Consider the following 25,655-nt stretch of genomic DNA (forward strand, 5'->3'; position numbering starts at 1 on the left):
TTGATCACCTATAGTTGCTAACATTGCTAGCATCAACTGGTTCAAAAGGAACAAAGATATACTTGCAGTCCTCTGTCGCATATTCGATGTTCTTGATAGATCCGCCCTTACTTAAGGTGATTGCCGCATCTACTGCTGCAGCGCCCTGTCCCTTGGCATTTTGAAGAACCGAAAAAGAGATCTCACCCTTTTGAATAGAAGCGCATCCATTAGATGTAGCATCTACACCGCATACAGGAATATCCTTGTAGCTATAGCCGTTCTTTTTCATTGCTTCGATAACACCAAGTGCCATGGTATCATTGTTACAGAATACTGCATCAACATCCTGCCCTGTAAGAGTAAATATGTTAAAGAGGTCCTCTGCCTTTGAATCTGACCAGTTACCATAGTCAACAAACACATAATTGGCATTGCAGCCATTATCTTTAAGTGTTTTTTTAACTGCGCTTGTTCTTCCGATCGTTCCGGAATGGCCAGGTTCTCCTTCAATTATTATAACATTCATTGATGACGGATTGCCAAGTTTATTTAAAACATACTCAGCCTGAAGCTGTCCAGCCTCTTCCTCATTAGAAGCTACATAAATATATTTATCAGCCTCCAAATGCTCATCCTTTGGCTTATTATTAACATATACGATAGGAAGTCCATTAGAAGCGACATCCATCTGAAGAGCCGTGCTTGCATCAGCAAGTTTTAAGATGATTGCTGAATAGCCCTGTGATTTGGCACTCTCTACAAGAGAATACTGTGCTTCTACACTTTTTCCTGACTGAACCAGATCTACTGTAATACCTTTAGCCTCACATTCACTCATAATGGCATTGGACAAAGAGATCCTAAATACATCATTTAGATCTGGCATAATGAAAAGGATCTTAGTGTCTCCGCTATGTTCTGCAGCAGAAACAGTACTAGCCTGTCCGCACCCCACAAGAGCTGTCACCATCAGTATCCCCGCCAATAGACATGTTATAATTTTTTTCATCTACGCTGCCTCCTTAAATTTTAAACCTCTGCACATAGGAAGTAAGTGTCTGTGAAGTACCTGCAAGTTCTTCTGAATTGTCAGCCACATCCTGGCTGCTCTTTGTAATGTCGTTCGCCATCTGAACCATATTTTCTGAAGTTGTGAGAATCTCATCCGCACTGGCCGCCTGTTCCTCAGAAATAGCAGCAACAGTAGTTGCAACTTCATCAACCTTGGACACGTTCTCGATCATAGCTTCCATAAGTTCATTTGACTGCTGAATGTTTGTATAGATCTTATCAAAAGTTCCAACTGCAACATCGATAAGTTCACTGTTTTCTCTGATGCTCTCAGCAGATGCATTAGCTTGTCCAACAGCTTTTTCTATAAGTCCACGGACCTCTTCGATAAGTTTTGAAATATTCTGTGCACTCTCAGCAGATGTCTGCGCAAGTTTGCCTATCTGAGTGGCAACTACAGCGAATCCTCTACCGGATTCTCCGGCTCTTGCAGCCTCAATGCTGGCATTAAGTGAAAGAAGATTTGTCTCTTCTGCGATTGCACTGATCATTCCAACAATATTTGTGATCTCTTCTGACGCAGCACCAACCTGGTTGATGGATTCAACAAGTTCATTGTTGGCTCCCTCGATTCCAGTCATAGCCTCGCTGAGTTTCTCCATGTCACTGCGGCCCTTCTGAGACATCTCGACTGTTTCCTTCATGCTGATACTTGCTTTATCACTGTTATCTCTTGTATCAGACACTACAGTTGCAAGTGTTGTAGCGTTCTGTGCGATATCATTAACTGCCTGAGCAAGCTGATCAACTGTTTCGTTGAGCTGTTCCATAGCAGCAGCTTGTGACTGAGATGCTGAGAACATTGTCTTAGAAACCTTGTCACTGCTGTCAGATTCATTTCTAAGCTTCTCAGATTCATTGCTGATGCTAGCCAGCATGTTTCTCATAGAATCAACGAACTCAGTAACCTGTTTTCCCATGACACCGATCTCATCATTACTGTTAACATCAACATTGATAGTGAAATCGCCCTCTGTCATAGCCGTGATATTGCTGGTAATAACTGTAAGTGGAGCAATAACCTTTCTAACAACAAGAAGTATAGCCACAATGATAAGAAAAACTGCAATAACTCCAATGATCACCAGATACCATGACATCTGATAGATTGGTCCAAGGATCTCGCTCTTTGGAATATAAGAAACAAGGATCCAGTCTGTTCCTTCGACCTGCTTGAACGCTGCAACATACGAGTCGATCTCACATGTATCATAATCTCCTGCAGCTATCTTCTTAGCTGCCCCCTTCAAAAGTGCGTCACTGCTTGTATCTGAAAGAGTTGTAGATACAAGGCTTGCATCTCTGTGTGCAAGAATGGTTCCATCTGTTGTATCTACCAGGAATGAGCTTGCGCCCTTCATCTTAACTCCGGAATTAACGATTACAGTGATAGAATCAAGTGGTACGTCCGCACCGATAACCTTCAGATCAACGCGGTCCATATCAAGAATACCTGTAGCACTTATTACCATATCACCGTTGTAATTCTGGTGTGCTGAGCCATAGGCCATTCCCACTCTGGTAATACCCTGTTTGAACCAGATACTCTCTGTTACATTCTCTTCAGTAAAAGCTGACTCCCTTGCTGTATAGAGCTTGCCTGATGAAGTTCCAATGTACATTCCATCAGGATTACTCTTGTTGTAACCATAGAAAGCATCAAGAATCTTAACAAGTTCAAAATCTGCTGGATGTTCAGTTTCAATTACAAGTTTGACTGTACTGAAAAATTCAAGATTATTATCAAGCCATGATTCAATGTTGTCGGCCTGATTTGAAATTGATGATTCCAGTGTCTCATTTGCCATTTCCTTCATTCTTGCTTTGGAAAGTTCCCCCGCAACGGCCACTAAAACCACGACAGTGAAAGTTACCAGTGGTACGATATACCACAGAAGTTTGGTACTGATCTTTCTGACCCTTCTTTTTTTTACTGCCTTTGCTGCCTTTGTCTTTGATGTCTGTTCTCCCATATACTTTTTGTTCCTCGCTGCCTTTAAATTATAGCCATAAAAAAGCGCTATGCTTGAGTTGATTATAGCATTAGCGCCCCTGAAAATATATGAATTTTTAAAAATTTTATAAACTATTCAATAGTCCATTTATGCCCTGTTTTTTGTAAATTTCTTTGTAATATAATACCTCATCCTTAATAATTGCATCAATCTGTTTCATGCCCAATAATTCAACAGGTGCCTTGTCATCTGTCATGATATGATTGCCTGCATTGTAGGCCAGTGCTGAGCTATATGCACTCTCCATCATAACTCTCAAATCAGTCTCATCTTCTTTACTAGCTCCATCCTTTAACTTCTCAAGAAAATTATCGGAATCACATGCAAAGAGTTCTTTGTTTGTCGAACCCACCACATCAATTGTTACAACATTATTAAACACTGAAGAAATGGTATCTGCCAGATAAGTATTAATTGTGGCATCATTTTTGGCTCCTATGGCATTGTCGCTGTACATATTCATGTTTACAACCATTACTCCACCATCATTCAGATGCTCTTTTACCATAGTAAAGAACTCTACTGATGACATCTGAAAAGGAATAGTAATGTCCTGATAGGCATCAACCATGATCACGTCGTACTTCTTGTCCACTGCAGCAAGATAAGCTCTGCCATCGTAGGTTGTCACCTTTGTAGTTTCAGGAAGTTCAAAGTACTTGTGGGCAAGATCAGTTATCTTTTCATCGATCTCTACACCCTCGATATTGATGTTATCAAAGTGTCTTGTAAGCTGAGTTGCGTAGGTTCCAGAACCCATGCCAAGGATCAGGACATCAAGATCTTCGCCCTTTTCTTCCTTATCCTTGATGCCAGCCATGTAAGGCGCTGCCATTGCCACGTCATAATACATGCCTGTAAGGGCTCCATCTTTAACAAGAACTGACTGAACACCAAATAAAACGTTAGTTGAAAGGATTACCGTATTGGGAGTTTCTTTTACCTGAAGATAGTTGTAAACTGACTCGCCTTCATAAGTTAAGTTATTCTCCCAAAAGGCAAAGCTTGTGTTGTAGCAAAGCCCACAGGATATAACAAATATGAGGATTCCGGAAACAATCCTTGCTACATTACTGTTTTTTTTTGAGCCTTTTGTATCTTGGTCAGTACCTTCAGATGGGCTTACAAAGTAAGCAATAGAAAGAACTATGAGGATTCCTGCAAAGATAAGGAATGTGATGGCTGTTCCGACAGCAGGGATAGTAACAAAGGTTGGTACGAAGGTACCGATGATACTGCCTACTGTATTGAACGCTCCAAGAGTACCTATGATCTTGCCGTTATCTTCAAGAGAATCCGTTGTATACTTGGCAAGACTTGGAGTTACCGTTCCTAGAAGGAATAATGGAAATACAAAAACCACCATGCACGCCGCAAAGGCAGCGATTACAAGGAAGTTACTGTTAACTGTAAAGATGAGAAGTGCAGAAATACCAAGAATCACATATTTGCCAATGGCTGGAATAAGTGCTATCCAGATAGCTGACACAAGGATCCTGCCGTAGAGCTTACCTGGGTCCTTGTCCTTGTCTGCCTTACGTCCGCCATAGATATTACCAAGAGCCATGGCGATCATGATAGTTCCGATGATGATAGTCCACACGATCTGTGATGAGCTAAAATATGGTGCTAGAAGTCTGCTGGCGCCAAGTTCAACTGCCATTACTGACATTCCCGCAAAGAATTCTGTAAGATACAGAAATAGTTTATTCTTTAAGATCTTTTTATTCATACCGTTCCTCTTTGATAGTAATAATGCCTAATTTCACTTATACCACATATATCCTGATAACTTCAATGATTGAATAAACGATAACTGGGAAAAGTGCCGTAATGTACATCAACCTGCAAGCTCTGACTATATCATCAGCCTCGATCTTTCTTTTTTCATCCCCAATATATGGTTTAGAATGCATTTCACCAAAGTAAACCGCTGGCCCTGCAAGGCGAAGGCCAAGTGCTCCTGCACATACGCTCTCACACTGTGCAGAATTTGGGCTTGCATGATTGAATCTGTCTCTTTTAAAGATCCTGACTGAATCCTTGAAGCTATAATGAGCTTTATCAGTTAGTTCTAGTAAAAAAGCTGCTGCCATCATAAGTACTGCGCTGATCCTGGCTGGAACAAAAGCAAAGATATCATCAAGCTTGGCTGCGCTTCTTCCAAAGAACATATACTTGTCATTCTTGTAGCCGATCATGGAATCCATGGTACTGACAGCCTTGTAGATAAAAGCAAGGACAGGACCGCCTATAGCCAGATAAAACATAGGGCAGATAACGCCGTCATTGGTATTCTCTGCTACAGTCTCAACTGCTGCCCTTGTAATGCCGTCTTTATCAAGAAGAGCGGTATCTCTTCCAACTATCATGCTAACTGCAGTTCTAGCTCCTTCAATATTCCCATCCTTTAGAGGCTCATGCACATCCATTGCCGCCTGGCATAGACTCTTTGCAGCAATACTCTGCCAGCTCATTACGGTCATCACTATAAGTCCGACCTCTTTATCCACTAGGAAAGCGCAGTATAGTATAAATATCCCCAAGAAAGCTGTGGATAACACCACAAGAAATGTCAGTAACATGCCTTTTTTATATTTCTTGTCATCACTATCTTCTTTAACTAATAATCTCTTTTCCAAAAAAGTTATGAGACGCCCTATTAGCTGAACAGGATGTGGGATATTCCTTGGATCTCCCACAACGGCATCCACGATAAAGCCCAAAATAAATGTAATTGGAATGTATTTAAAATATTGGATCATGTCACTCCCTTAGAGCCAGCGATAAAAATATGCCATAGCGCCGATAACAAGCACCATGCAGGTCTCACATATGCACACAAACCAGCCTGCTACATCACCAGTTATGCCGCCAAACTCATTTTCTGACCTTACGTGGTAATACAGAAATGTGAAAAGAGCTGTCAAAACAGCCGCTGCACCTGTAAAACGTCCGATGACTATCATGGCGATCATGACAACACCAGCTTCTTTTATCAAAATGCTAAGACACCTCTTTTTGTCTGAACCTTCTGCAAAAGTATAGAGCGTACCTTCATTCTTGGCACATTTAAATGAAACAACCGAGATACCACTTAGGCACCTTGAAAGGCAAAGGCCAAGTCCAAGGACTACTATTTCTGAAATCCCAGAGCCAGCGTAATACATGATAAGTTCAAGTCCTGCAAAGAAAAGCGCAGCAAGGACCATAACTCTTATAACAGCAAAGGCTCCAATATGAGGGTCTTTTAGGATCTCAAGTTTCTTTTCTCTTGTCTGATAGGATGAAAGCGCATCACTTACATCCATGAAGCCGTCAAGATGTATGCCACCTGTAAGTATTATAGGGATCACTACTAGTATCAGTGGAATCACAGTCTCTGCCGGAAGTTCAATATAATGCATCACAAAATAAAAAGCGCTCATGATAGCGCCGATCAAAAGCCCTATCAAAGGAAAGAAGCAAATGCTATACTTCATATCCTCTTTTTCCCACTTAAACTGTGGCATTGGTATCTTGGAATACATTGAAAATGCTATTGCAAAGGACTTAAGTAACCTCATTTTATCTTCACCCCTTCCCCGCAAAATACTCTGTAGATACTGCGCTCTTTTCCTAGCATCTGCATGAGACGCCCTGTCTCTTCACGGGCCTTTCTGTCTGTAGCATCCATAGGAACTATGCCGCAGGTAATATCGTCAACAATGACTATCTCAGCTTCTTTTAATAAGTTAAAAGACTCTTCTGCAGAGAGAATGTTACGTACAAGTCTCTCTGCGTGCTCATAAGCTCTGTAGCCTGCTGGCACCTCAGTGTCATCAGCTGTAAAAGAATAGATTTCTTTATCTTCTATATTAAATTCACTTTTGGCAAAAGTTCTTTTTCCCTGAAAGGCTCCGCCAAATATAAGTATCTTGTTCACTGCTTGTCCCCCATCTACTAAAGGCTCTGTGTTTCCTTTAACTCCAGCAGTCATCTCCATAACTTCATCAGCTCTTTTTGAAATCAGCTGTTCTAGCTGCGCAAGTCCACGCTGATACTCTATTGTCTCATCACCGTATATAATAGAATCACTGTAGATTCCGTCGCTTACAAATACAATGCTGGCACCAGACTTTTGGCACTCATCTATCAAAATGCCAAGACCCTTTTGAACTCTTCCAGCTGCATCATGGTCCACAAAGAAGTTGCCCTTATCATCTGTTCTAAACATCTCATTAGCCAGAAGAGCTGTGAGACTATCCACCAAAAATGCAGGCGGATTCTCATCTTTCCTGATAACATCCACAAGGTCTTCTATCCTATACTTAAGCTCAATAGTCTCAAAGCCAAGATCTTTTCTGTTATCCACATGTTTTCTGATGCGCTCATCATCTTCAGCCCCTGTAGATATCATGGTCGCTACGTAGTAGAGCTTGCCTTTTTGCTTCTGAGAAAAGCTTACCGCCAGATCCTGTGCCTTATTCGATTTTCCATTTTTACAACCACCGGTTATCAGAACTATCATATTACCTTATTCCCTCAAGGTATGAGTCATCAATTCCGCCGCCTTCAAAGGTTGCCATATCTCGCATCATGACGCAGGCATCCTCAATTATCTGAAATGCCATAGGACATCCGCTTCCTTCACCAAGTCCCATGTTAAGCATTAGATATGGCTTGAGCCCAAGCTCTTTTACAGCAAGATCATAGGCAGGCTCCTTGGACACATGGGATGTGAAAAGATATCCCTTAACAAGTGGACAGAGTCTTACTGCACACAGGGCTGCCACTGCAGAAATAATGCCATCTATAACAACAGCCTTCTTGCATATCGCAGCTCCAATAAATGCTCCGCACATAGCAGCAATATCTAGGCCTCCAACCTTGGACATAGCTGATATTATCTGCTCATCATCATTCTCATTCCCTTCCCACTTCTTATTTAAAAGTCCATGAAACTCAAGGGCTTTTCTTATAACTTCCTTCTTTTTGACGAGTGCTTCATCAGTAAGTCCTGCTCCGCGTCCTGTGATTTCTTCGGGAGATACGCCTGTCAGCGCAGATAAAAGAGCTGTGGATGTGGTAGTGTTACCAACTCCCATCTCTCCTACACCTATAAGATCTACTGTTCCAGTGGATGATTTATCCACATTTTTATTTTCAGAAGGCTCTTTTCCCACATTGGCTACTAGATTTATCCCCGTAGTTATGGCTGTAAGACATTCATCTTCCGTCATAGCCGGCTCTTTTACTATATTACCAGTGCCTCGCCTAATGCTGCGGTCAATGACCTTACTTGCATCCGGGTCAGCAGAATAATCCGTAGCAATTCCCATATCAGTTACCACAAGCTCAGTGCCTGTGTGCTTTGCAAGGACTGCAACACCAGTAAGCCCTCTTGTCATGTTAAGAGCCTGCATGGCAGTTACTGAAACTGGGGAGGACGCTACTCCTTCCTCTACAACACCATTATCTGCACAAAATACATAAATAGTCTTTTTACCTACTTTGTTTTTGGCATGACCTGTTATACCAGCGAGCTTTATTGCAATGTTTTCAAGTTCGCCCATGCTGCGAGGCGGCTTAACCAGTGAATCGTTGTAATCAGAAGCTGCCTTAACAGCAGCCTCATCAACTTTTTCCACTTTGCCTATGCAATTTTCAAGAGTTTTCAACATTTCTTTGTTCATAAAAATAATTCTACACCATTTTATCTATGGTGTAATTACTGATATACTTAGGAAATGTAAGATAATACATGTTTTTATATGAGGATATTATGAATCAACCTACATCCTTCGTCCACGGCGGCGAATACTCTGATTACAATCAAATAAAACTGGATTTTAGCGTCAACACTAATCCTCTGGGTATACCAGGAAACTTAAGCTATGCCCTAACTACAAATGTGGACGTGCTCGAGAAATACCCTGACAGAAGGTCCAGAGAGCTTTGCCTGGCGATTTCAGAAAAAAGAGGTGTTCCATCAGATAATATCTTTGTAGGAAACGGTGCTTCTGAGGTTATCAGTTTACTAGCAAAAGTCCTTGCTCCAAAAAATGCGCTTATTATAGAGCCGACATTTTCAGGCTATGAAAGAGCTCTTTTATCTAACGGTTCCAAGGTTAGCTACTACGAACTAACTAGGGAAAATGAATATACGCTGACGCAAGATTTCATAGCTTTTCTAGAAAAAGCCAAATGTAGCGTAATCTTTGCATGTAGTCCTAACAATCCTACAGGCCGCATTATCGATCTGGCCCTTGTAAAAAAGATTGCAGAAATATGTGAAAAAAAGAAGATCTTCTTTATACTGGATGAGTGTTTTATGGGCTTTGTGGAAAACTCTGATCATTATAGCTGTCAAAGCCTCCTTGCTGATCATCCACACCTGATCCTTTTGGATGCCTTTACCAAGCTCTATTGTATACCCGGAATAAGGCTTGGTTACTGCATTAGTAGTAATAATGAACTCATAAAAGCTCTTTATGATGCACAGCCAGAATGGAGCGTGTCCACCTATGCCCAGCTTACGGGAAAAGAAGCCCTTTTGGAAGATAAATATGTAAAAAGAACCACTGAACTTGTATCTACTGAAAGATTTTTTCTGATAAAAGAGCTACGTCTTTTGGGATTCGAGGTATATGATAGCATGGCCAACTTCATCATGTTTAATGTACCTGCAAGATTAGGGCAAAACCGTGACCTACAGGAGTTCCTGGCAAAGAAGTATCATATTCTCATCAGATCCTGCAGTAATTTCAAGGGACTGGCTCAGAATGATTACCGCATAGCAGTAAAACTTCACGATGAAAATGAGCTGCTCATTGATGCGATTAAGGACTACTTATCGCCGTGACAACTTTTGTTTATCACCAGTGAAAAGTTATTATTAGTTCACATTTTTCATTTAAATAATTATAATCATGTTCATAAATTGAATGAGAATTCGAGGAGGAAAACAATATGAAAAAGAATATTATCGCAAGTTTAGTTTTATCCACAACTTTAGTACTCGGCTTATTGACTGGATGTGGAGATAAAGCAGGCACAGAAGCAGCTTCACAGGATGCTCATACCACAGAAACCGCTGACGTAGCGCAGGACACAGCTTCAGCTGATGCAGATAAAACTATCAGAGTTGGTGCTACACCTGTTCCACATGCTGAAATTCTTGATAACGTAGTAAAGGATGTTCTTGCTAAGGACGGTTGGACACTTGAGACTGTAGTTTTCCAGGATTACGTTCTTCCTAATACATCACTTGAAGCTGGTGAGATCGATGCCAACTACTTCCAGACACTTGGTTACATGAACCAGCAGAACCAGGATGCAGGTCTTCACCTTGTAGCAGTTGCAGGCGTTCACATTGAGCCAATGGGCATCTACTCAGAGAAGTACACAGCAGTTGCTGATCTTCCAGACGGTGCTTCAATCGGTATTCCTAACGATCCAGACAACGCTTCAAGAGCACTTGATCTTCTTGTTCAGAAGGGTCTTTTAACATCAAAGGGTGAATATGGTACAAGCGACAGCTACACAGAGGATTCTCTTACAAAGGATGCTGATGCCAACCCACACGGCTATGTGATCACACCACTTGAGGCAGCAAGCCTTCCACTTTCACTTCCTGATCTTGATGCTGCAGTTATCAACGGTAACTACGCACTTGAGGCTGAACTTCCAGCTAAACACCCAGCACTTGAGATTGAGGAATTCGACGAGGAGACAACAACAAAGAGAACTAACTTCCTTGTAGTTAAGGATGGCTCACAGGATTCTGAAAAGATTCAGGCACTTGTAGCAGCACTTAACTCAGAAGAAGTACAGAAATACATCGACGCTACCTACAAGGGAGCAGTTATCACATCATTTGTTAGTGCAGAGTAATTCAGGTATTGAGAGTATGACAGTGTGAATTATCATTGTTCGCTCCGATATTTTTTGCAGGATACATAAGACATTTAAAAACCTCGGTGAGATTTACTTCCCGAGGTTTTTGAATGCCATGTATATGCAGGTCTTTTGTGGATAACTAACATTTATGCTATTATTAGTTATTGACTATTGTTTTTGGAGAAAAAAAGAAATGATACAACTGCAGAACGTATACAAAAGATTTAATGATACGGAAGTTCTAAAAGGTATCACCATGGATATTCAGGATGGTGAGATATTTGGAATTATTGGACAGAGCGGAGCGGGTAAGTCTACTCTTCTTAGATGCATTAATGGTCTGGAATCCTATGACAGTGGAAAGATCATTGTTAATGGACAAGTAGTTAATATCCGTGACAAATTCTTACTCAGACAGCTTCAAAAGAGAATGGGAATGATCTTCCAGGGCTTCAATCTTTTGGAGAGACTTGATGTTTATCAAAACGTTGCTCTTCCAATGAAGTTTTGGGGAATTGATACACATACCCCTGAAGCCAAAGAAAAAATCACAAGACTTATTAAGCTTGTAGGCCTTGAGGACAAGATGCATGCTAAGCCTCGTCAGCTCTCAGGTGGACAGAAACAGAGAGTTGCTATTGCAAGAGCTTTAGTACTTGACCCTGAATTTCTTCTTTGCGACGAAGCAACCAGCGCTCTTGATCCAGAGATTACCAAGGAGATCTTAGCTCTTTTGCAAAAGATCAATCGTGAGATGGGCATTACTATCATCGTAGTTACGCACCAGATGGAGGTTGTAAAGCAGATCTGTCAGAAGGTTGCCTTCCTTAGTAATGGTAAGATGCTTGCTGTTGGTAAACCTGAGCAGCTCTTTGTATGGCCAAAGGAAATGGAGATCCGTGATTTCCTTAGAGAAGAGAGCAATAAGCTTCCTACAACCGGAATCAATCTTAAGCTCTTTTTCTTTGGAGAGGGCAATCAGCGTCCTATCGTGACACAGATGGCTCAGGAGCTTCATACAGACTTCAATATCTGTTGGGCTAAGCTTGAGGACTTCAGAGAGGACGTTTACGGAAGCCTTGTTCTTAACATGGATGAAAAAGATTTGACAAGAGCTTGCGAATTCCTTGATAGTAAGAATGTAACCTGGGAGGTAATCAAATAATGTCTGGAATTTTATCTACAACCGGCATGAGCTCCGTTATTATGACTGCTTTTAAGCAGACTCTTTATATGGTATTTTGGTCAACACTTTTTTCAGTTATCCTTGGCTTCATACCTGCAATCATACTGACACTTACGGCTCCTGACGGACTTAAGCCAAATAAATTTGTTTATGAGATACTTAGCTTTATAATCAACGTTTTTAGAAGCTTCCCATTCATCATTCTTTTGGTAATCCTTATTCCATTTACCAGGATGGTTGTTGGAAAATCAATCGGAACAACAGCTTCTATCGTTCCCCTTACAGTATCTGCTATTCCTTTTATTGCAAGAGTATTTGAGACCAGCCTTCGTGAGACCAATCCTGGCGTTATTGAGGCCGCTAGATCTTTTGGAGCTTCAAACTTCCAGATTCTCATGAGAGTTTACGTTAAGGAATCTATTCCAAGAATGTTAAATGGCGTTGTTCTCCTTATCATCTCTCTTATTGGTTATTCAGCTATGGCAGGAACAGTTGGCGGCGGCGGTATCGGTGATATTGCTATTCGTTACGGATATCAGCAGTACAAGACAGAATATCTTGTTGTATGTTCATTGGTACTTATCGCTTTTGTTCAGCTAATCCAGTCAATTGGAAATTTGATGTACAAGAAAATGTCTTAAACATAGAAAAAAAGGGACCTTGCGGTCCCTTTTTTATTGGCAAATAAACATTCCATATTCTTTAGGAAGATCAACTGCCTCATCTTCTATATGTTCTTTTAGTATTTCACGGATCTTTTCTACAGGCAGATCAAGGATTACCTTGAAGGAAGCAAGGCTTCGAAGGTACTCAACAAGATCTTCTACATCTGTTACATGAAGTGAATCCTCATAAAAAGCTGTCTTAACATCTGCAAAGGATTTACTCAGTACAGCGCCTCCGTTCTGCATAGTAAAGTTATGATTTGGTTTAAACTCTTCTCCTCCAAGCTCAAACCACTCAGCAAGAAGCTCTGGGAAGTTGTTCTCTCCAAGTGTAGCGCAGTAGAACACTCCACCTGGCTTTAACACTCTTCTAACCTCTCTTATGCCTCTATCAATATCTGGAACGTGGTAGAGCATTGAATTTGCGATCACCACGTCAAAGCTATTTTCTTCAAAAGGAAGATACTGAATATCTGCCTGAATATATTCGATGTTATCTCTTTCTCCAAGGTTATTCCTTGCTGTCTCAAGCATTCCCTCAGAAAAATCTGTAAGTACAAGCTTGCCACATCTTGAAACCATATCCTCATGATTTTCCCAAAGTCCGCCTGTACCGCAACCAAGCTCAAGTACTTTCATTCCTCTTTTGATATTGTAGTTAGAAATTATCCAGTTACTATAACCCTGCTTGTTTGTTGAATATTTATTATGAAATCCAATACGGATATCAAGTCCCTTTGATGTCGCGTACTGCTTTTTTACTGCCTCTGTATCATTTGAACTTCCAAAATGCATTATAATGTTTCCCCTATCGTAGTCATTTTTTTATTCTTCCTGTAAATACCTTTTTACTTCAAAAAGGTCAGTGCAGATCTCTTCAGACAGATTCTTCATTTCCTCATTTTCAGGAAGTAGATCAGGCACCATTATTGGCTTAAGGCCTCCTCTACTTGCTGCCCTGATTCCATTATATGAATCTTCTATAGCATAGGCTCTTGCTGGCGATACGCCTGTTTTAACACAAGCCAGTAAAAAAATATCTGGTTCCGGTTTACTTTTTATGACCATATCACCAGTAATGATCTCGTCAAAAAATGAAAGTAGCTCTGCGTCACGAAGCTGATTTACAACGGTCTGTCTCCTTGTAGAAGATGCAAGTGCTATCTTCTTACCATTCATCTTTAAAAAGACAAGTAGCTGTAAAACTCCCTCTTTAACAGGAAGCTTTCCGCCATCGTATCTTTCATGATACATCTGTGAGGCTTCCCCAGCGTATTTATCATACGGAAAATCTTCACCGTAGGCTTCTAGCATTATCTCTTTGGTCTTGGCTGCATTGGTTCCGCAACAGGCAAGATACGGCTCTTCTATGTTCTTTATGCCATACTTCTGTGCAAGTTCCAGCCAGCAGTCCATGGTTGCTTTTTCTGAGTCAAAGATAACGCCATCCATGTCAAAAACAACTGCATCAAAATCTTTCATAACATCTCCCCATAAAGTTTGTGCCTTATCTTGCTGTCATAACAAATCCTTCAATCTTGATATTCCCCAATCAAATTCCTCCGCAAAAATCTATTATTTCCTGCTTTCTTGGTTCTACATTTTCTTTGTATTCAACCTGACAAAGCCCCATATGGCCTGCTGCCTCGATTTCAAGATGTCCATAGAAATGCTCGATACTCTGAATGATCCTCTCACACTCTGGCATGCTTGGTCCTGTCCTAAGGGCAATTGCATAGCCTCTTTTACCAGAACTGATAGTAGCGTGCGGTTCATGAGTATTGCACCATGGTGTACACCTGTCGATAAAAGCCTTGTACTGTCCTGGAATATCTGCCCAATAGGATGGTGATACTGAAACTATCACGTCTGCAGCATCAAACTCATTCATGATAACTGGGACGTCATCATCCATCACACACTTTGCTGTCGTGTGGCAAGACCTGCAGCCTTTACAGAAACTAAAGTCATAATCGTCAATGCAGATACTCTTAACATCGTACTTATCTGATAGTTCTTTGGAAACGATGCTTACTATCTCGGCTGTTGCGCCATTCCTAACTGGACTACAGTTGATAACCAAGGCTTTCATGGGCTTACCTCCTATGAATACTTGTGCATTCTAACACGTTAGCAGAATGAAGAGTGTAAAGCAAGGTGTATTTTAGCATTTTTGTTGAAAAAATAGACCTATATCTAAGATACAGGCCTATTTAGTAATTTCATTTATGTTAGTCAACAAACTTTTTGAGCTCTGAATGTGCAAGTGGTATAGCCAGTGCAAAAGCGCACACATCTGCGCAAGACTGAGCCATCTCAACTCCTGTAAGTCCCAGGATCATTGGCAGGATCAAGATCATAGGAATGAAGAATATTCCGTTTCTTGATGAAGCCATGATCGAAGCCTTAATCCCCTTACCAATTGATTGAAGCATCATGTTACTGATAACGATAACTCCTGAAAGTGGCAATGTCACAGATTGAAATCTAAGGGCTGCCACGCCTACCTTTATGGCATCAGGATTTTTTGAAAATACTGATATGATGTCAGGCGCAAAAGAAAAACATGTAACACCGATAAGTACCAAGAAGATTGTTGAGTACTTTACACAAAACATAAATCCCTCTTTTACCCTCTTAGTAAGACCGGCTCCGTAGTTGAAAGAGCAAACTGGCTGATAACCCTGGCCAAAGCCGATAAGCGCTGAAGCCATCATGATCATAACTCTGGAAGCTACTGACATTCCTGCTATTGCTGCATCTGCGCCAAGAGCTCCTGCTGTTCTATTGAGGATCAGTGTGGATATTGCAGCCATTCCCTGTCTGAAAAGAGATGGAGCTCCGCCGTTTACGATCTCTAAGAGATAGTGCTTGTTTAGATGCACATTACCTATGCTAAGCTTGATATTTTCGCCTTTGCTGGTTCCTATCAAAAGAACTATGAAACTTGTGCACTGTCCCATTACCGTAGCAATAGCGGCCCCCCTGACCTCCATGTGTAATCCAAGGATAAGAAGTGGATCTAAGACCATGTTCATAACTGCGCCGCACATAAGCCCTACCATAGCATATACGGCGCTTCCCTGGAACCTGAGCTGATTGTTGATAACAAACTGAGCCATCATAAATGGTGCGCCAAACAGAATGATCCTCATGTAGTCCTGAGTAAACTTCATAGTAGAGTCGGTTGCACCAAGGAAACGTGCTATAGGTTCAACATAGATATTACCTACGATTGCAAAGATAACTCCGAGGATCAGTGCAAGAGCAAAGCCTGTTGAAGCCATTTCATTTGCTTCTTTGTGGTTGCCTGCTCCAAGCATTCTTGATAAGTAGTTGCCAGATCCATGTCCGCAAAAAAAGCCTGTAGCCTGAATGAGCGCCATAACAGTAAATACAAGTCCAACTGAAGCAGTAGCTGAAGTGTTAATAGCTGAGTCGCTTGAAACCCTTGCTACAAAGAAAGTATCTGCTGTGTTATAGATTGCCGTTACCATCATGCTTATGATCGTCGGAACTGAAAGCGACAAAATAAGCTTTGGTATTGGTGTTGTTGTTAAATATTCTCGTCTGTTTTGTAATGCCATTACAATGTCCTAACCTTTTTATTTCTCACAAGTTATGAATTATACACTTATGAGTTAAGCTCTTCAAATTTAGCTTTCATAGTAGGATTATTCTTGGTAAGTTTCTTGACACTTACATCCTCTACCTTGCTATTAGCGATTCTGAGCTGATTGTCACTTCCAAGGAGCTCTTTTTTAACCTTTTCAAGGTGCTGGATCGTCTTGTCTATCTCATCAATGGCATTGTCAAAATGTTTGTGAGCAATGTCATAGTTTCGGCTAAAGTCATCCTTGAACTTCATAAGGCTGTCTTCAAAGTTTGAAATATCGATATCCTGATTCTTGACCGTAGCAAGCTCCTGCTTGTACATAAGGGCATTCATTGCTGCATTTCTAAGAAGTGTGATCATCGGAATAAAGCACTGTGGCCTTACAACATACATCTTGTCATACTTGTAAGAAACATCAACGATTCCCGCATTGTAAAGTTCACTGTCGCTCTCAAGCATAGAAACTAAAACTGCATATTCACAGTTCTTTTCCTTTCTATCTTTATCAAGTTCCTTGAAGAAGTCCTCATTCTTGTGCTTGGTGGCTGTCTCGTCCATCTCATTCTTCATCTCAAACATGATGGAAATGATCTCAACGCCATTCTCATCGCACTCTCTATAGATGTAATCGCCCTTACTGCCTGTTCTTGCGTCATTATCCTTCTCAAAATAAGCGTTTTTAAAAGCTGTGGCTCTGAGCTGATTGAACTGAATCTCGCAGTGCTGCTCTAAGGTTTCGCCCACCATCTTAGTAGACATCTTAGTTTTAAGGTCCTTGTAGAACTCAACCTCTTTTTCCTTCTGCTCTAAGAGAACCTTGCCCTTTTCTTTTTCCTGTAAAAGAGCTGACTCAAGCTCTCTGTTCTTTTCATTAAAGGAGTTTTCGAGGGCATGCTTTTCATCTTCTACTTTCTTGACCGCTTCAAGGACAGCAAGTTTTTGCTTGTCATCAAAAGCGCTTAGCTCGTGCTGAAGCTTGTTTTTTTCTTCTTCACTCTTCCTTAGCTTGTCCTTTATTTCTTCCAACTGCTCAGCATGCTCATGGCTTAGTTTTTCTATCTTTTCAAACTGAGAAGTCTTTATCTTCTCGATTTCCTTTGTCAGCTCTTCTTTTTCTTTTTCATACTGCTGCCTGGTTTTAAGCGTAATCTTATCTTCCTGTGCAGCGAGCTCTATTTCGTGCTCTTTTTGAAGGTGCTTCTCAAGCTCACTAGTACGCTCTCTTAAGTCTTTTTCGAATTCTTTATCCCTGATCTGCTTAACTATTGAGCTAAGCTCTGTATCATCAACTGTAAACGCCTGTCCGCAGTGTGGACATTTGAGTTCTGCCATAGCCTCTACCTCTCTGTAATCTTTCACGTTTATTGTAAACTACACAAGCAAGTTAATTATACCATGAGCGCGTCGCCATGCGCTCCTTTTGTTATGTGCCAAGTTTATTATTTCTGTGTTAGCCTTATATTTCTTATTGACGTTTTTAGGCTAAAGTCTTTTCTTCATTTAAAGCTATGATTTTGTAATTGTTTAGCCAAATCTTGTAATTTATATCTTTTAGGCTAATAATAATTTCTCTATTACCTGCTACTCTGTATCTATATTTAGCCTGTTTTGGGCCATTACTACCAATTAGGCTAAATATATTCATACAATTCTCTTTCTTACTTAGCTATTTCATTAGCCTATTTCATTGTAAATTTCTAACTAGGCTAATAGTTCTCATATGAAGCTCATCTTGTATCAATTTTTCTTTAGCCTATCTCATTACAAATTATCAACTAGGCTAATAGTTCTCATATGAAACTCGTCTTGTTTCAATTTTTCTTTAGCCTATCTCATTACAAATTATTAACTAGGCTAATAGTTCTCATATGAAACTCATCTTGTTTCCTAGCTAAGCATAATCAGATACAACAACTGGATTCATGTAAAAAAATAATTTTCATTTGACACCATGTCATTAGCCTAATATAATGACTTCTGTTCATGCTCTAATTTTGCAAAAGTGTGTTCCACTTCTAGGAATTCAACACACACTATTTCACATTATTGAATGAGAGGAAATATGATAATTGATGAATTAAAGGCTGAGTATGCCTATTTAAAAGAATTAAGTAAAAAAATGGACCACGATATTATATCTGCGCCTCCAGGGAAGTTACGTATTACACGAACAACTTCTTCACCAGTATACTATCATAGAAAAACAAGCTCTGACGCATCTGGTGATTATATCAAATCCGCGGATAGAGACATTGCAAGGCAACTTGCCCAAAAAGACTATGCAAAAAAATCAAAAATACTCGTCGAAAGAAGATTAGAATTTCTTCAAGAATTGATAGGTGATTATGAGAACCATGACATGATGAATATATTAACTAACTGTAACCCAGCAAGGCAAAAACTCATTTCTCCATACATAGTCAGCAACGAAGAATATGCTAAACAATGGCTAGAAGAACCATTCATTCCTAACTCTAGTTACCCAGAACATCTTATTTTCGAAACAGCTAATGGTGAACTAGTCAGATCAAAATCTGAAGTAATAATTGCTGACACATTGTTACGTCTTGGAATCCCGTATAAATACGAAGCTCCGTTCCACTATTCCAAACACAACACTATTTATCCAGATTTCACTGCACTCAACGTCATAACTAGAAAAGTCGTATACATTGAGCACTTTGGACTCATGCACTCTGAAGGCTATAGAGATAGCTTCTTTGATAAATTGAGAAAATACTATAGAGCTGGTCTTGTACAGGGAAGAGATCTTATATTCACATATGAAGATGATAGAAACCCTTTTGATATTTCAATTTATAAAAAGAACTTTGAAGAGCTTTTACTAAAAGGATGAATCAATGAGATGGAAATAGTTAGCCCACTTTCACTCAAAAAGCTTGTCTAGGCTAAGTATTCTCGTGTTCAACAATTTTCAAACTTGTTTTATTTTAGCCTAGTTCCTATCAAACAGTTGATTTCGGCGTATAGTCCCAAGGCTTTTCTTTACATTGATTGAACAAAATTACACCGAAATATTTATATTGAATTGATTCAGGCTAAAAGCCGACATTCTGGTTCTTAATACGATTTAAAAAAATTTAGCCGAAACCAGATACACTCCTATATTTAGACTAAACTCCACGAGTACATCTCATAAACTAGCAGGCCTCCGGCAGGCAAAGCTTTAGCCGAAACTTAGCAAAAGCTAAATTTCGGCTAAATCATCCTCACCTTTTTGCGTATGCAAGCTTTTTTCAACTAAAGCATCCTCAAATCATATTATCTTCAGAAGCATTATCACTGCTTAAACATTGGCATAAGCTGAAGCTTGTGAAGATTGATCTTGTGGAGTCTGTCGATTTTCTGCTTGATAGCCTCATCTTCACAGACACCAGTGAAGATATATTTATCAAGCATATCGTAAGTAAAGCCAAGCTTGTCTTCATCTGACATTCCGCTAAGGCCATCAGATGGAGTCTTGTGGATGAGCTCATTTGGAAGGCCAAGAGCGTCACCGATCATGCGCATCTCAGTTACGGTAAAGTCTGAGCAAGGGCTAAAATCTCCTGCTGCATCGCCGTACTTGGTTGAATAACCAACGTAGTCCTCTGACTTGTTGCAAGTATTGGCTACGCGGCCGCCATTTGGAAGTGACTGGGCTACGCCGTAAAGGGTAGCCATTCTCATTCTAGGTGGTGTGTTGATGATTGCATCCTTGCCAAGCTCTACGCCTGCTGCCTTCATCATCTCACGGTAACCATCCATAGCTGGCTTGATATTTACAACATGATGCTTAATTCCAAGCAGCTCAGCGACTTTCTTAGAATCGTCGATATCCTTCTGTTCTCCATCCGGCATCAATACCCCCACAACTCTATCCTTTCCAAGTGCTTTTACAAGAAGCGCTGCTACGATAGTAGAATCCTTACCACCAGAAAGACCTATAACTGCGCTGGCTGTAGGACCATTGTTGTCAAACCACTCCTTTATCCAAGTTGTGATATCTTCAATCTTTTTTTCTGCATTAAAATCCTTTAGTTGTTCTATCATGATCCTTTCTCCCTTCCGGCCTATGATCTTTGTGGCATCATTTGTTGTCGTGTTCCATTCTCCAGTTGATACATCTCTGAAGATACTCTACATAATCAGGGTTCTTGCACATTCCCTTGCCCTTAACATCAGAGATCTTAGCAACATCCTGACCGTTACATCTTGTAGTCTTCATTACAATGTTAAGTGCTGGTACATCTGTGTCATTAGAAATATAAGTTCCAATTCCAAAGCCGACCTTCGCTCTGCCATTAAAGTGTCTAAAGAGCTTATCTGCCCTTTCAAAATCAAGGCTATCACTAAAGAGAAGTGTCTTAGTCTTTGGATCGATTCCAAGCTTCTCATAGTGTGCGATCATCTTCTCGCCCCATTCGATTGGGTCTCCAGAGTCATGACGAACACCGCTAAAGAGTGTTGCATATGTAAGCTGGAAGTCCTTAAGGAAGCAATCTGTTGTAATTGTGTCTGTAAGAGCTGTTCCGTTGAGGACGCCATACTCTTTTACCCAGGCATCAAGAGCGTACCAGTTTGAATATGCTGGATTGTGCTTGTGATTGCCCTGACCTGTGCACATGATCCACTCGTGAGCCATGGTTCCAACTGGAGTTACATTATATTTCTTAGCAAGAAATACGTTTGATGTTCCAAGGAATGTAGAAGAAGTAAGCTTTGCCTCTGCAAGAGTCTTAACTGCAAGCTCCTGAGCCTCTGCTGATAATCTTCTTCTAAGGCCAAACTCACTAAAGACAGAAAGGCAGATGCTGCCATTTTCAACCTTCTCAACCTTGTCAGCCAATCTCTTCTTGAAGCTCTCAAAGAGTTCGTCGTAGTTGTACTGCATTCTGAAGTAAACTTCATTTACGATTGCAAGAGTTGGAATCTCATACATTGAAGTGTTGAGCCATGTTCCCTTAGTCTCAATGCTAAGTCCACACTCTGCGTCTGTTCCGATATAAAAATCCTCATATCTTGGCTGCCAGAGTCTAAGGAAATCAACGTAAGAGCCCTTGATCCATATTACATTTTCAAGATATTCAAGCTCTTCCTCTGTAAATCTAAGGTTACAGAAAGCCTTGATCTGATTCTTGATTTCTTCTACCATTTCCTCGGTGAAGTGCACGTCAGTGTTTCTGCACTTAAAAGACCAGGTTGTCTTGTAATCACTGAACTGATGGTAGATCGCCTGTCCCATCGAAAATTTGTAAGCATCCTGTTCAAGTAATGATGTAATTATCTGATTCATACCTCTTCTCCTTTTAATAGCTCTTTTTGTAATATTCTCTAAAGCTTGGTGCCATCTGATCCATGTACTCTTCCCCATTTTCACGGATCATAGTGCCGCTTATTGGCCTAACCCTCTCACACTTTCTAACCTTTATATTCTGTGGAGTGCTTGTTAAAAGATCTGTGTAATCCCCTTCAGATGTATAAAAAACAATTTCATCTTTGGCTGATATCAGCTCTTTTTGAAAAAGCATTAGTAACATTCTATCTACCCAGTAATTCCAGATCTGTTGCTGGTCCCAATGCTCTTTGATCTTGGGGTCTGTATCTGGAAGAATTGCTGTAAAAACCTTTTCTTCATCAGCAAATTGCTCATTAGCTAATTCAAGTCTCTTTTCAAGAGGATACATTGGATAACCTCTGTCGCCCTCATGGCCGCAGCAGACAACTACTACCTTGTCCATCTCGGTCTTGGCGATATCAACAACATCCAGATGTCCCAAATGCATTGGTGCAAAGGTTCCAAAAACAATTCCAACTTTCATGTGTTCACCTTCTCTTAGGCTACCTGTACCTGGCAGCTCTTCATTGTAGCAAGTGCAGCGTTGTGTGCATCTACAGTAACTCCTGCGCAGCAGCTAGAATCAACTGATACAGGAACTTCTCCGCAAAATGCCTTGATGAGAAGTGCGTTACTTACTACGCAGATATCTGTGCAAACTCCGATGAGCTCTACGCTGATGTCGCCGCCTGCTTTACCTGCAAGCTCTTTTACATACTCAGCAAGCTCAACGCTTCCGAATGTTGGCTTATCAAATATCTTGCCTGTTGCAAACTCCTGAAGTTCAGGAATGATCTGCCATCCATCAGTTCCTTTGATGCAATGTACAACTGGAAGGTTGCGACCTTCCTGAGTGTCCATGTAGTTTTCCCCATGTGTGTCTCTTGTGAAAAGAACTGTGCCATCAAATTCTTTTACCTTTTTAACTACGTTTGGCACTATTGCCTGTGCTTCCTTGCTTCCAAGTGCCCCTGTTACGAAGTCCTTCTGCATGTCTACCACTATTAAGATCTTATCCATAACTTCTCTCCTCCTATATATGCATATGTATCTGCAGGTCGTCCCCTTCCTACAGAAGTAGAACCAATTTTATTTATCAGGCCGTTCTCAATATATGTATTCATCTGATACTTGGTAAAGTTGCCTCTGTTGACTTCCTTTCCTATGATTGCCTGATATATTTCCCTTAGAATTGCTGCTGTGAAGCACTTCTGGTCCTTTAAGAATTTAAAAAGAATGTCTGTGTACTGAGTCTTGCCTCTAAGTCTGTCGATTGCTATATGAAGCATCTCATCATGATCAAAGCCTAAGCTGTTACTGATAAAGCTTGCATTTGAACCATCCCCCACCTTGAGGAGCTTTTCATAGCCCACATTTGAGCTTGCTATGGTAAACCACTCCATCCATGGCACCTTCACCATATTCATATCTGGAATGATGCCTATATATGCGATGGAGATAACCCTCTCTCTTGGGTCTCTTGTAATATCAGTAAATGTCTGAAGCTGCTCAGTATATATATTTCCTTCAAGTCCAAGCCTGTCTGCAAGGAGCCTCTCTACCGCTCCCTCTGCTGATTCATCCTCATGAATAAAGGTACCAGGCATTGCGTACATATCCTTGAATGGCTCTTCATCTCTCTTAGTAAGACAAATAGCAAGCTTTCCATCTATTATTGAAAATAACAGCAGATCCACTGTCACATATGGGTGTTTGTAATCTGCAAGTGCCATGTTTGCTCCTTTCTAGATAGTATTCATATATTAGTAGTTTATCCTATCTTTGGTTTTTCTTGTTTTTTAGCTCTTTAATTTGTTTCCATTTTATATTTATTATTATAATTATGGTATTTCATATGTCAATATAATTTGTTTCATTTTTTGACTTATTATTTTTCATCCCATTAGCCTATTACGTATTTTATTTACAAGCTGTTATTATCAAAGATAGACAGCGCCTATGCATGATAAATAAGTAATATAACAAATTATCAACATGTCAGTTCCCTAGTTTAACAAGAAGAGAGCCTAAATTATATGCAATTACAAGTTTAGGCTAAAGATTATCGTTCCCTGTTTGCCATGATAATTTCCAACTTTAGCCGAAGGCCCGGAAATTTTCCATTTTCGGTTAAACTTTTCTTATACTATCTTTCCTTGACGCCACTGTCATATTTGTAATCTATAGCCTAATTTTCATACATTGCATGCTTTCGGCTAAATATTTTATCTTTCTCACTTATTAATACCGGCAAAACTTTAGCCTAATCAGACGAATTTGCTATGTTTCGGCAAATCAAAAAGATAATTAGAAAAGGAAACAAAAATAGCTAGAATAAATTAAATAATAGCAAGAATGAATTAAACAATAGCAAGAAAAAAGTCAGATACAGTTTATGTTCCTAGCAACATAAATCGTATCTGACTTCAAAATTCTAAATTAAAAACTTCAAAAATATCAGAGCGAAAAATAGCAGTTATATCATCAAACTATCTCAACATCCAACTATTGCTTTCTTTGGGCACTTCTCTACGCAAGTTCCGCAGTGTGTGCACTTGGACTGATCAATTGATGCAACGTTGTTTTCAACTGTGATCGCACCAACCGGGCAGTTCTTTTCACAGATGTGACATGCTATGCAGCCAACCTTACAGTACTGGTTAACAAGCTTACCCATATCCTGTGACTTGCAGGCAACTGACTCTTCTGCAGTATAAGGAATAAGGTCGATCAAATGTCTAGGACAGATGTCGATACACTTACCGCAGGCCTTACAATTGTCTTTGTCTACTACTGCTACGCCATTTACAATGTGAATAGCGTCAAACTGACAAACTGATATGCAGGAGCCACCGCCAAGACATCCATAGGAGCAAGTCTTTGAACCGCCGCCAGGAGCCTGTGTCTGGAGTCTACAATCAGATACACCAGTGTACTCGTACTGCTGAGTAGCGTTCTCACAATCACCATGGCAATGTACAAATGCCACCTGGCGAACTGTTTCGCCAGCTTCTACTCCCATAATTGCAGAGATTGTTGCTGCTACAGGAGCTCCGCCAACAGGACACTGATTAACGGATGCCTCTCCTTTTGCGATTGCTGCTGCACAACCAGAACATCCAGGATATCCACAGCCACCGCAGTTATTGCCAGGAAGAGCCTCTAAAATAGCTGCTTCTTTTTCATCGACATCAACATGTAGCTTCATATCTGCCAGTCCCAGGATCAAGCCAATTACAATTCCCACTCCGGCGACAACTACTGTTGCAATGATAATTCCATAGATCATAGTCATCTATCTCCTTTTTGTGCTTTATTTCAAAGCTGAGAATCCGGTAAAGGCAATAGCCATAAGACCTGATGTCAAAAGAACCAGTGGCATTCCCTTAAATGGTGCAGGGATGTCATTGTATTCCATCTTCTCACGAAGGCCTGCCAAAATTACAATAGCTATTGTAAATCCTACTGCAGTAGCAAAACCGCAGATCGTACTCTCAAGAATTGAGTATCCATCAGTTACGTTGTTAAGCGCTACACCAAGAACTGCGCAGTTTGTTGTGATAAGTGGAAGATATACACCAAGAGCTCTGTAAAGAGATACGATGTATTTCTTCAAGATCATCTCTACGAACTGTACCAGCATAGCGATTACCAGGATGAATACAATTGTCTGAAGATATGAAAGATCAAGTGGATTCAATATAAATTTATAAATGATGCTACATACAAGTGAAGCAAGTGTGATAACGAATACGCAGGCTCCACCCATTCCAAGGGCTGTGTCTGTCTTCTTGGATACACCAAGGAAAGGACAAAGGCCAAGGAACTGACTAAGTACTACATTGTTTACAAGTGAGGCCGAAATCATAAGTCCCACCAGATTAAGTATTGTTGCTCCCAT

Annotated in this window: 25 protein-coding genes; 5 read left to right on the top strand and 20 right to left on the bottom strand. The window is 40.4% G+C overall.

The window, feature by feature from the left end:
- Positions 1–4: 4 nt before the first annotated feature.
- From BUA02_RS03580 to cobT, 7 genes are all read right to left on the bottom strand, one after another.
- On the bottom strand, positions 5–991 hold the full coding sequence (locus BUA02_RS03580) for a sugar ABC transporter substrate-binding protein (protein WP_072700998.1): 987 nt from the start codon (positions 989–991) through the stop codon (positions 5–7).
- Between the two features lie 13 nt (positions 992–1,004).
- Positions 1,005–3,026 (bottom strand): methyl-accepting chemotaxis protein, encoded by a 2,022-nt coding sequence (locus BUA02_RS03585; protein WP_072701000.1) that lies wholly within the window; start codon positions 3,024–3,026, stop codon positions 1,005–1,007.
- 106 nt (positions 3,027–3,132) lie between these two features.
- Positions 3,133–4,800 carry a spermidine synthase gene (locus BUA02_RS03590; protein ID WP_072701002.1) on the bottom strand — a complete coding sequence of 556 codons (1,668 nt, stop codon included), beginning with the start codon at positions 4,798–4,800 and terminating at the stop codon, positions 3,133–3,135.
- A gap of 37 nt (positions 4,801–4,837) precedes the next feature.
- Positions 4,838–5,833, bottom strand: a complete 996-nt coding sequence (cbiB, locus tag BUA02_RS03595) for an adenosylcobinamide-phosphate synthase CbiB (RefSeq protein WP_072701004.1) — start codon at positions 5,831–5,833, stop codon at positions 4,838–4,840.
- Between the two features lie 9 nt (positions 5,834–5,842).
- Positions 5,843–6,634 (bottom strand): adenosylcobinamide-GDP ribazoletransferase, encoded by a 792-nt coding sequence (locus BUA02_RS03600; protein ID WP_072701006.1) that lies wholly within the window; start codon positions 6,632–6,634, stop codon positions 5,843–5,845.
- Positions 6,631–7,578, bottom strand: a complete 948-nt coding sequence (locus BUA02_RS03605) for a bifunctional adenosylcobinamide kinase/adenosylcobinamide-phosphate guanylyltransferase (RefSeq protein WP_072701008.1) — start codon at positions 7,576–7,578, stop codon at positions 6,631–6,633. Before BUA02_RS03605 ends, BUA02_RS03600 begins: the two co-directional genes overlap by 4 nt.
- A 1-nt stretch (position 7,579) precedes the next feature.
- Complete coding sequence (cobT, locus tag BUA02_RS03610; RefSeq protein WP_072701010.1) at positions 7,580–8,743, bottom strand: nicotinate-nucleotide--dimethylbenzimidazole phosphoribosyltransferase; 1,164 nt, start codon at positions 8,741–8,743, stop codon at positions 7,580–7,582.
- A gap of 89 nt (positions 8,744–8,832) precedes the next feature.
- Between cobT and BUA02_RS03615 the strand changes: the two genes are divergently transcribed.
- The 4 genes from BUA02_RS03615 (at position 8,833) to BUA02_RS03630 (ending at position 12,776) form a co-directional block, all read left to right on the top strand.
- A complete protein-coding gene (locus BUA02_RS03615) occupies positions 8,833–9,912 on the top strand; it encodes a pyridoxal phosphate-dependent aminotransferase (RefSeq protein WP_072701012.1) in 1,080 nt (359 codons plus the stop codon).
- Positions 9,913–10,019: 107 nt separating this feature from the next.
- Positions 10,020–10,943, top strand: a complete 924-nt coding sequence (locus BUA02_RS03620) for a MetQ/NlpA family ABC transporter substrate-binding protein (RefSeq protein ID WP_072701014.1) — start codon at positions 10,020–10,022, stop codon at positions 10,941–10,943.
- Between the two features lie 199 nt (positions 10,944–11,142).
- A complete protein-coding gene (locus tag BUA02_RS03625; protein ID WP_072701016.1) occupies positions 11,143–12,114 on the top strand; it encodes a methionine ABC transporter ATP-binding protein in 972 nt (323 codons plus the stop codon).
- Entirely contained in the window at positions 12,114–12,776 is a 663-nt protein-coding gene (locus tag BUA02_RS03630) for a methionine ABC transporter permease (RefSeq protein WP_330393318.1), read from the top strand. Before BUA02_RS03625 ends, BUA02_RS03630 begins: the two co-directional genes overlap by 1 nt.
- Before the next feature lie 33 nt (positions 12,777–12,809).
- On the opposite strand, the gene BUA02_RS03635 is transcribed toward BUA02_RS03630, so the two are convergent.
- The 6 genes from BUA02_RS03635 to BUA02_RS15780 form a co-directional block, all read right to left on the bottom strand.
- Complete coding sequence (locus tag BUA02_RS03635) at positions 12,810–13,595, bottom strand: class I SAM-dependent methyltransferase (protein WP_072701018.1); 786 nt, start codon at positions 13,593–13,595, stop codon at positions 12,810–12,812.
- A 30-nt stretch (positions 13,596–13,625) separates the two neighbouring features.
- Positions 13,626–14,282 (bottom strand): HAD family hydrolase, encoded by a 657-nt coding sequence (locus BUA02_RS03640; RefSeq protein WP_072701020.1) that lies wholly within the window; start codon positions 14,280–14,282, stop codon positions 13,626–13,628.
- A gap of 70 nt (positions 14,283–14,352) precedes the next feature.
- The gene (locus BUA02_RS03645; protein WP_072701022.1) at positions 14,353–14,892 is read right to left on the bottom strand and encodes a flavodoxin family protein; all 540 of its coding nucleotides are present in this window, start codon (positions 14,890–14,892) and stop codon (positions 14,353–14,355) included.
- Positions 14,893–15,031: 139 nt separating this feature from the next.
- Positions 15,032–16,387, bottom strand: coding sequence for an MATE family efflux transporter (locus tag BUA02_RS03650; protein ID WP_072701024.1), 1,356 nt, complete (start codon positions 16,385–16,387; stop codon positions 15,032–15,034).
- 47 nt (positions 16,388–16,434) lie between these two features.
- Positions 16,435–17,748 (bottom strand): DUF2130 domain-containing protein, encoded by a 1,314-nt coding sequence (locus tag BUA02_RS03655; RefSeq protein ID WP_072701027.1) that lies wholly within the window; start codon positions 17,746–17,748, stop codon positions 16,435–16,437.
- Between the two features lie 145 nt (positions 17,749–17,893).
- Entirely contained in the window at positions 17,894–18,061 is a 168-nt protein-coding gene (locus BUA02_RS15780) for a hypothetical protein (protein WP_178297598.1), read from the bottom strand.
- Positions 18,062–18,478: 417 nt separating this feature from the next.
- Between BUA02_RS15780 and BUA02_RS03660 the strand changes: the two genes are divergently transcribed.
- Positions 18,479–19,273, top strand: coding sequence for a PDDEXK family nuclease (locus tag BUA02_RS03660; protein ID WP_072701029.1), 795 nt, complete (start codon positions 18,479–18,481; stop codon positions 19,271–19,273).
- 443 nt (positions 19,274–19,716) lie between these two features.
- Here the strand turns inward: BUA02_RS03660 and nadE are convergent, their stop codons facing one another.
- From nadE to rsxA, 7 genes are all read right to left on the bottom strand, one after another.
- Positions 19,717–20,469: an NAD(+) synthase gene (gene nadE / locus BUA02_RS03665; protein ID WP_072701031.1), complete on the bottom strand. Its 753-nt coding sequence runs from the start codon at positions 20,467–20,469 to the stop codon at positions 19,717–19,719.
- Positions 20,470–20,506: 37 nt separating this feature from the next.
- The gene (gene pncB, locus BUA02_RS03670; protein ID WP_072701033.1) at positions 20,507–21,712 is read right to left on the bottom strand and encodes a nicotinate phosphoribosyltransferase; all 1,206 of its coding nucleotides are present in this window, start codon (positions 21,710–21,712) and stop codon (positions 20,507–20,509) included.
- A 13-nt stretch (positions 21,713–21,725) separates the two neighbouring features.
- The gene (locus BUA02_RS03675) at positions 21,726–22,238 is read right to left on the bottom strand and encodes an adenylyltransferase/cytidyltransferase family protein (protein WP_072701035.1); all 513 of its coding nucleotides are present in this window, start codon (positions 22,236–22,238) and stop codon (positions 21,726–21,728) included.
- A gap of 14 nt (positions 22,239–22,252) precedes the next feature.
- The gene (locus BUA02_RS03680; protein ID WP_072701037.1) at positions 22,253–22,774 is read right to left on the bottom strand and encodes a cysteine hydrolase family protein; all 522 of its coding nucleotides are present in this window, start codon (positions 22,772–22,774) and stop codon (positions 22,253–22,255) included.
- Complete coding sequence (locus tag BUA02_RS03685; protein WP_071177010.1) at positions 22,759–23,487, bottom strand: NUDIX hydrolase; 729 nt, start codon at positions 23,485–23,487, stop codon at positions 22,759–22,761. The genes BUA02_RS03680 and BUA02_RS03685 overlap by 16 nt, the downstream gene beginning before the upstream one ends.
- 761 nt (positions 23,488–24,248) lie before the next feature.
- Positions 24,249–25,043 carry an RnfABCDGE type electron transport complex subunit B gene (locus tag BUA02_RS03690; RefSeq protein ID WP_072701233.1) on the bottom strand — a complete coding sequence of 265 codons (795 nt, stop codon included), beginning with the start codon at positions 25,041–25,043 and terminating at the stop codon, positions 24,249–24,251.
- Between the two features lie 24 nt (positions 25,044–25,067).
- Complete coding sequence (gene rsxA / locus BUA02_RS03695; RefSeq protein ID WP_072701039.1) at positions 25,068–25,655, bottom strand: electron transport complex subunit RsxA; 588 nt, start codon at positions 25,653–25,655, stop codon at positions 25,068–25,070.

The organism is Butyrivibrio hungatei DSM 14810 (assembly GCF_900143205.1).
In the GTDB taxonomy this organism is placed as follows: domain Bacteria; phylum Bacillota; class Clostridia; order Lachnospirales; family Lachnospiraceae; genus Butyrivibrio; species Butyrivibrio hungatei.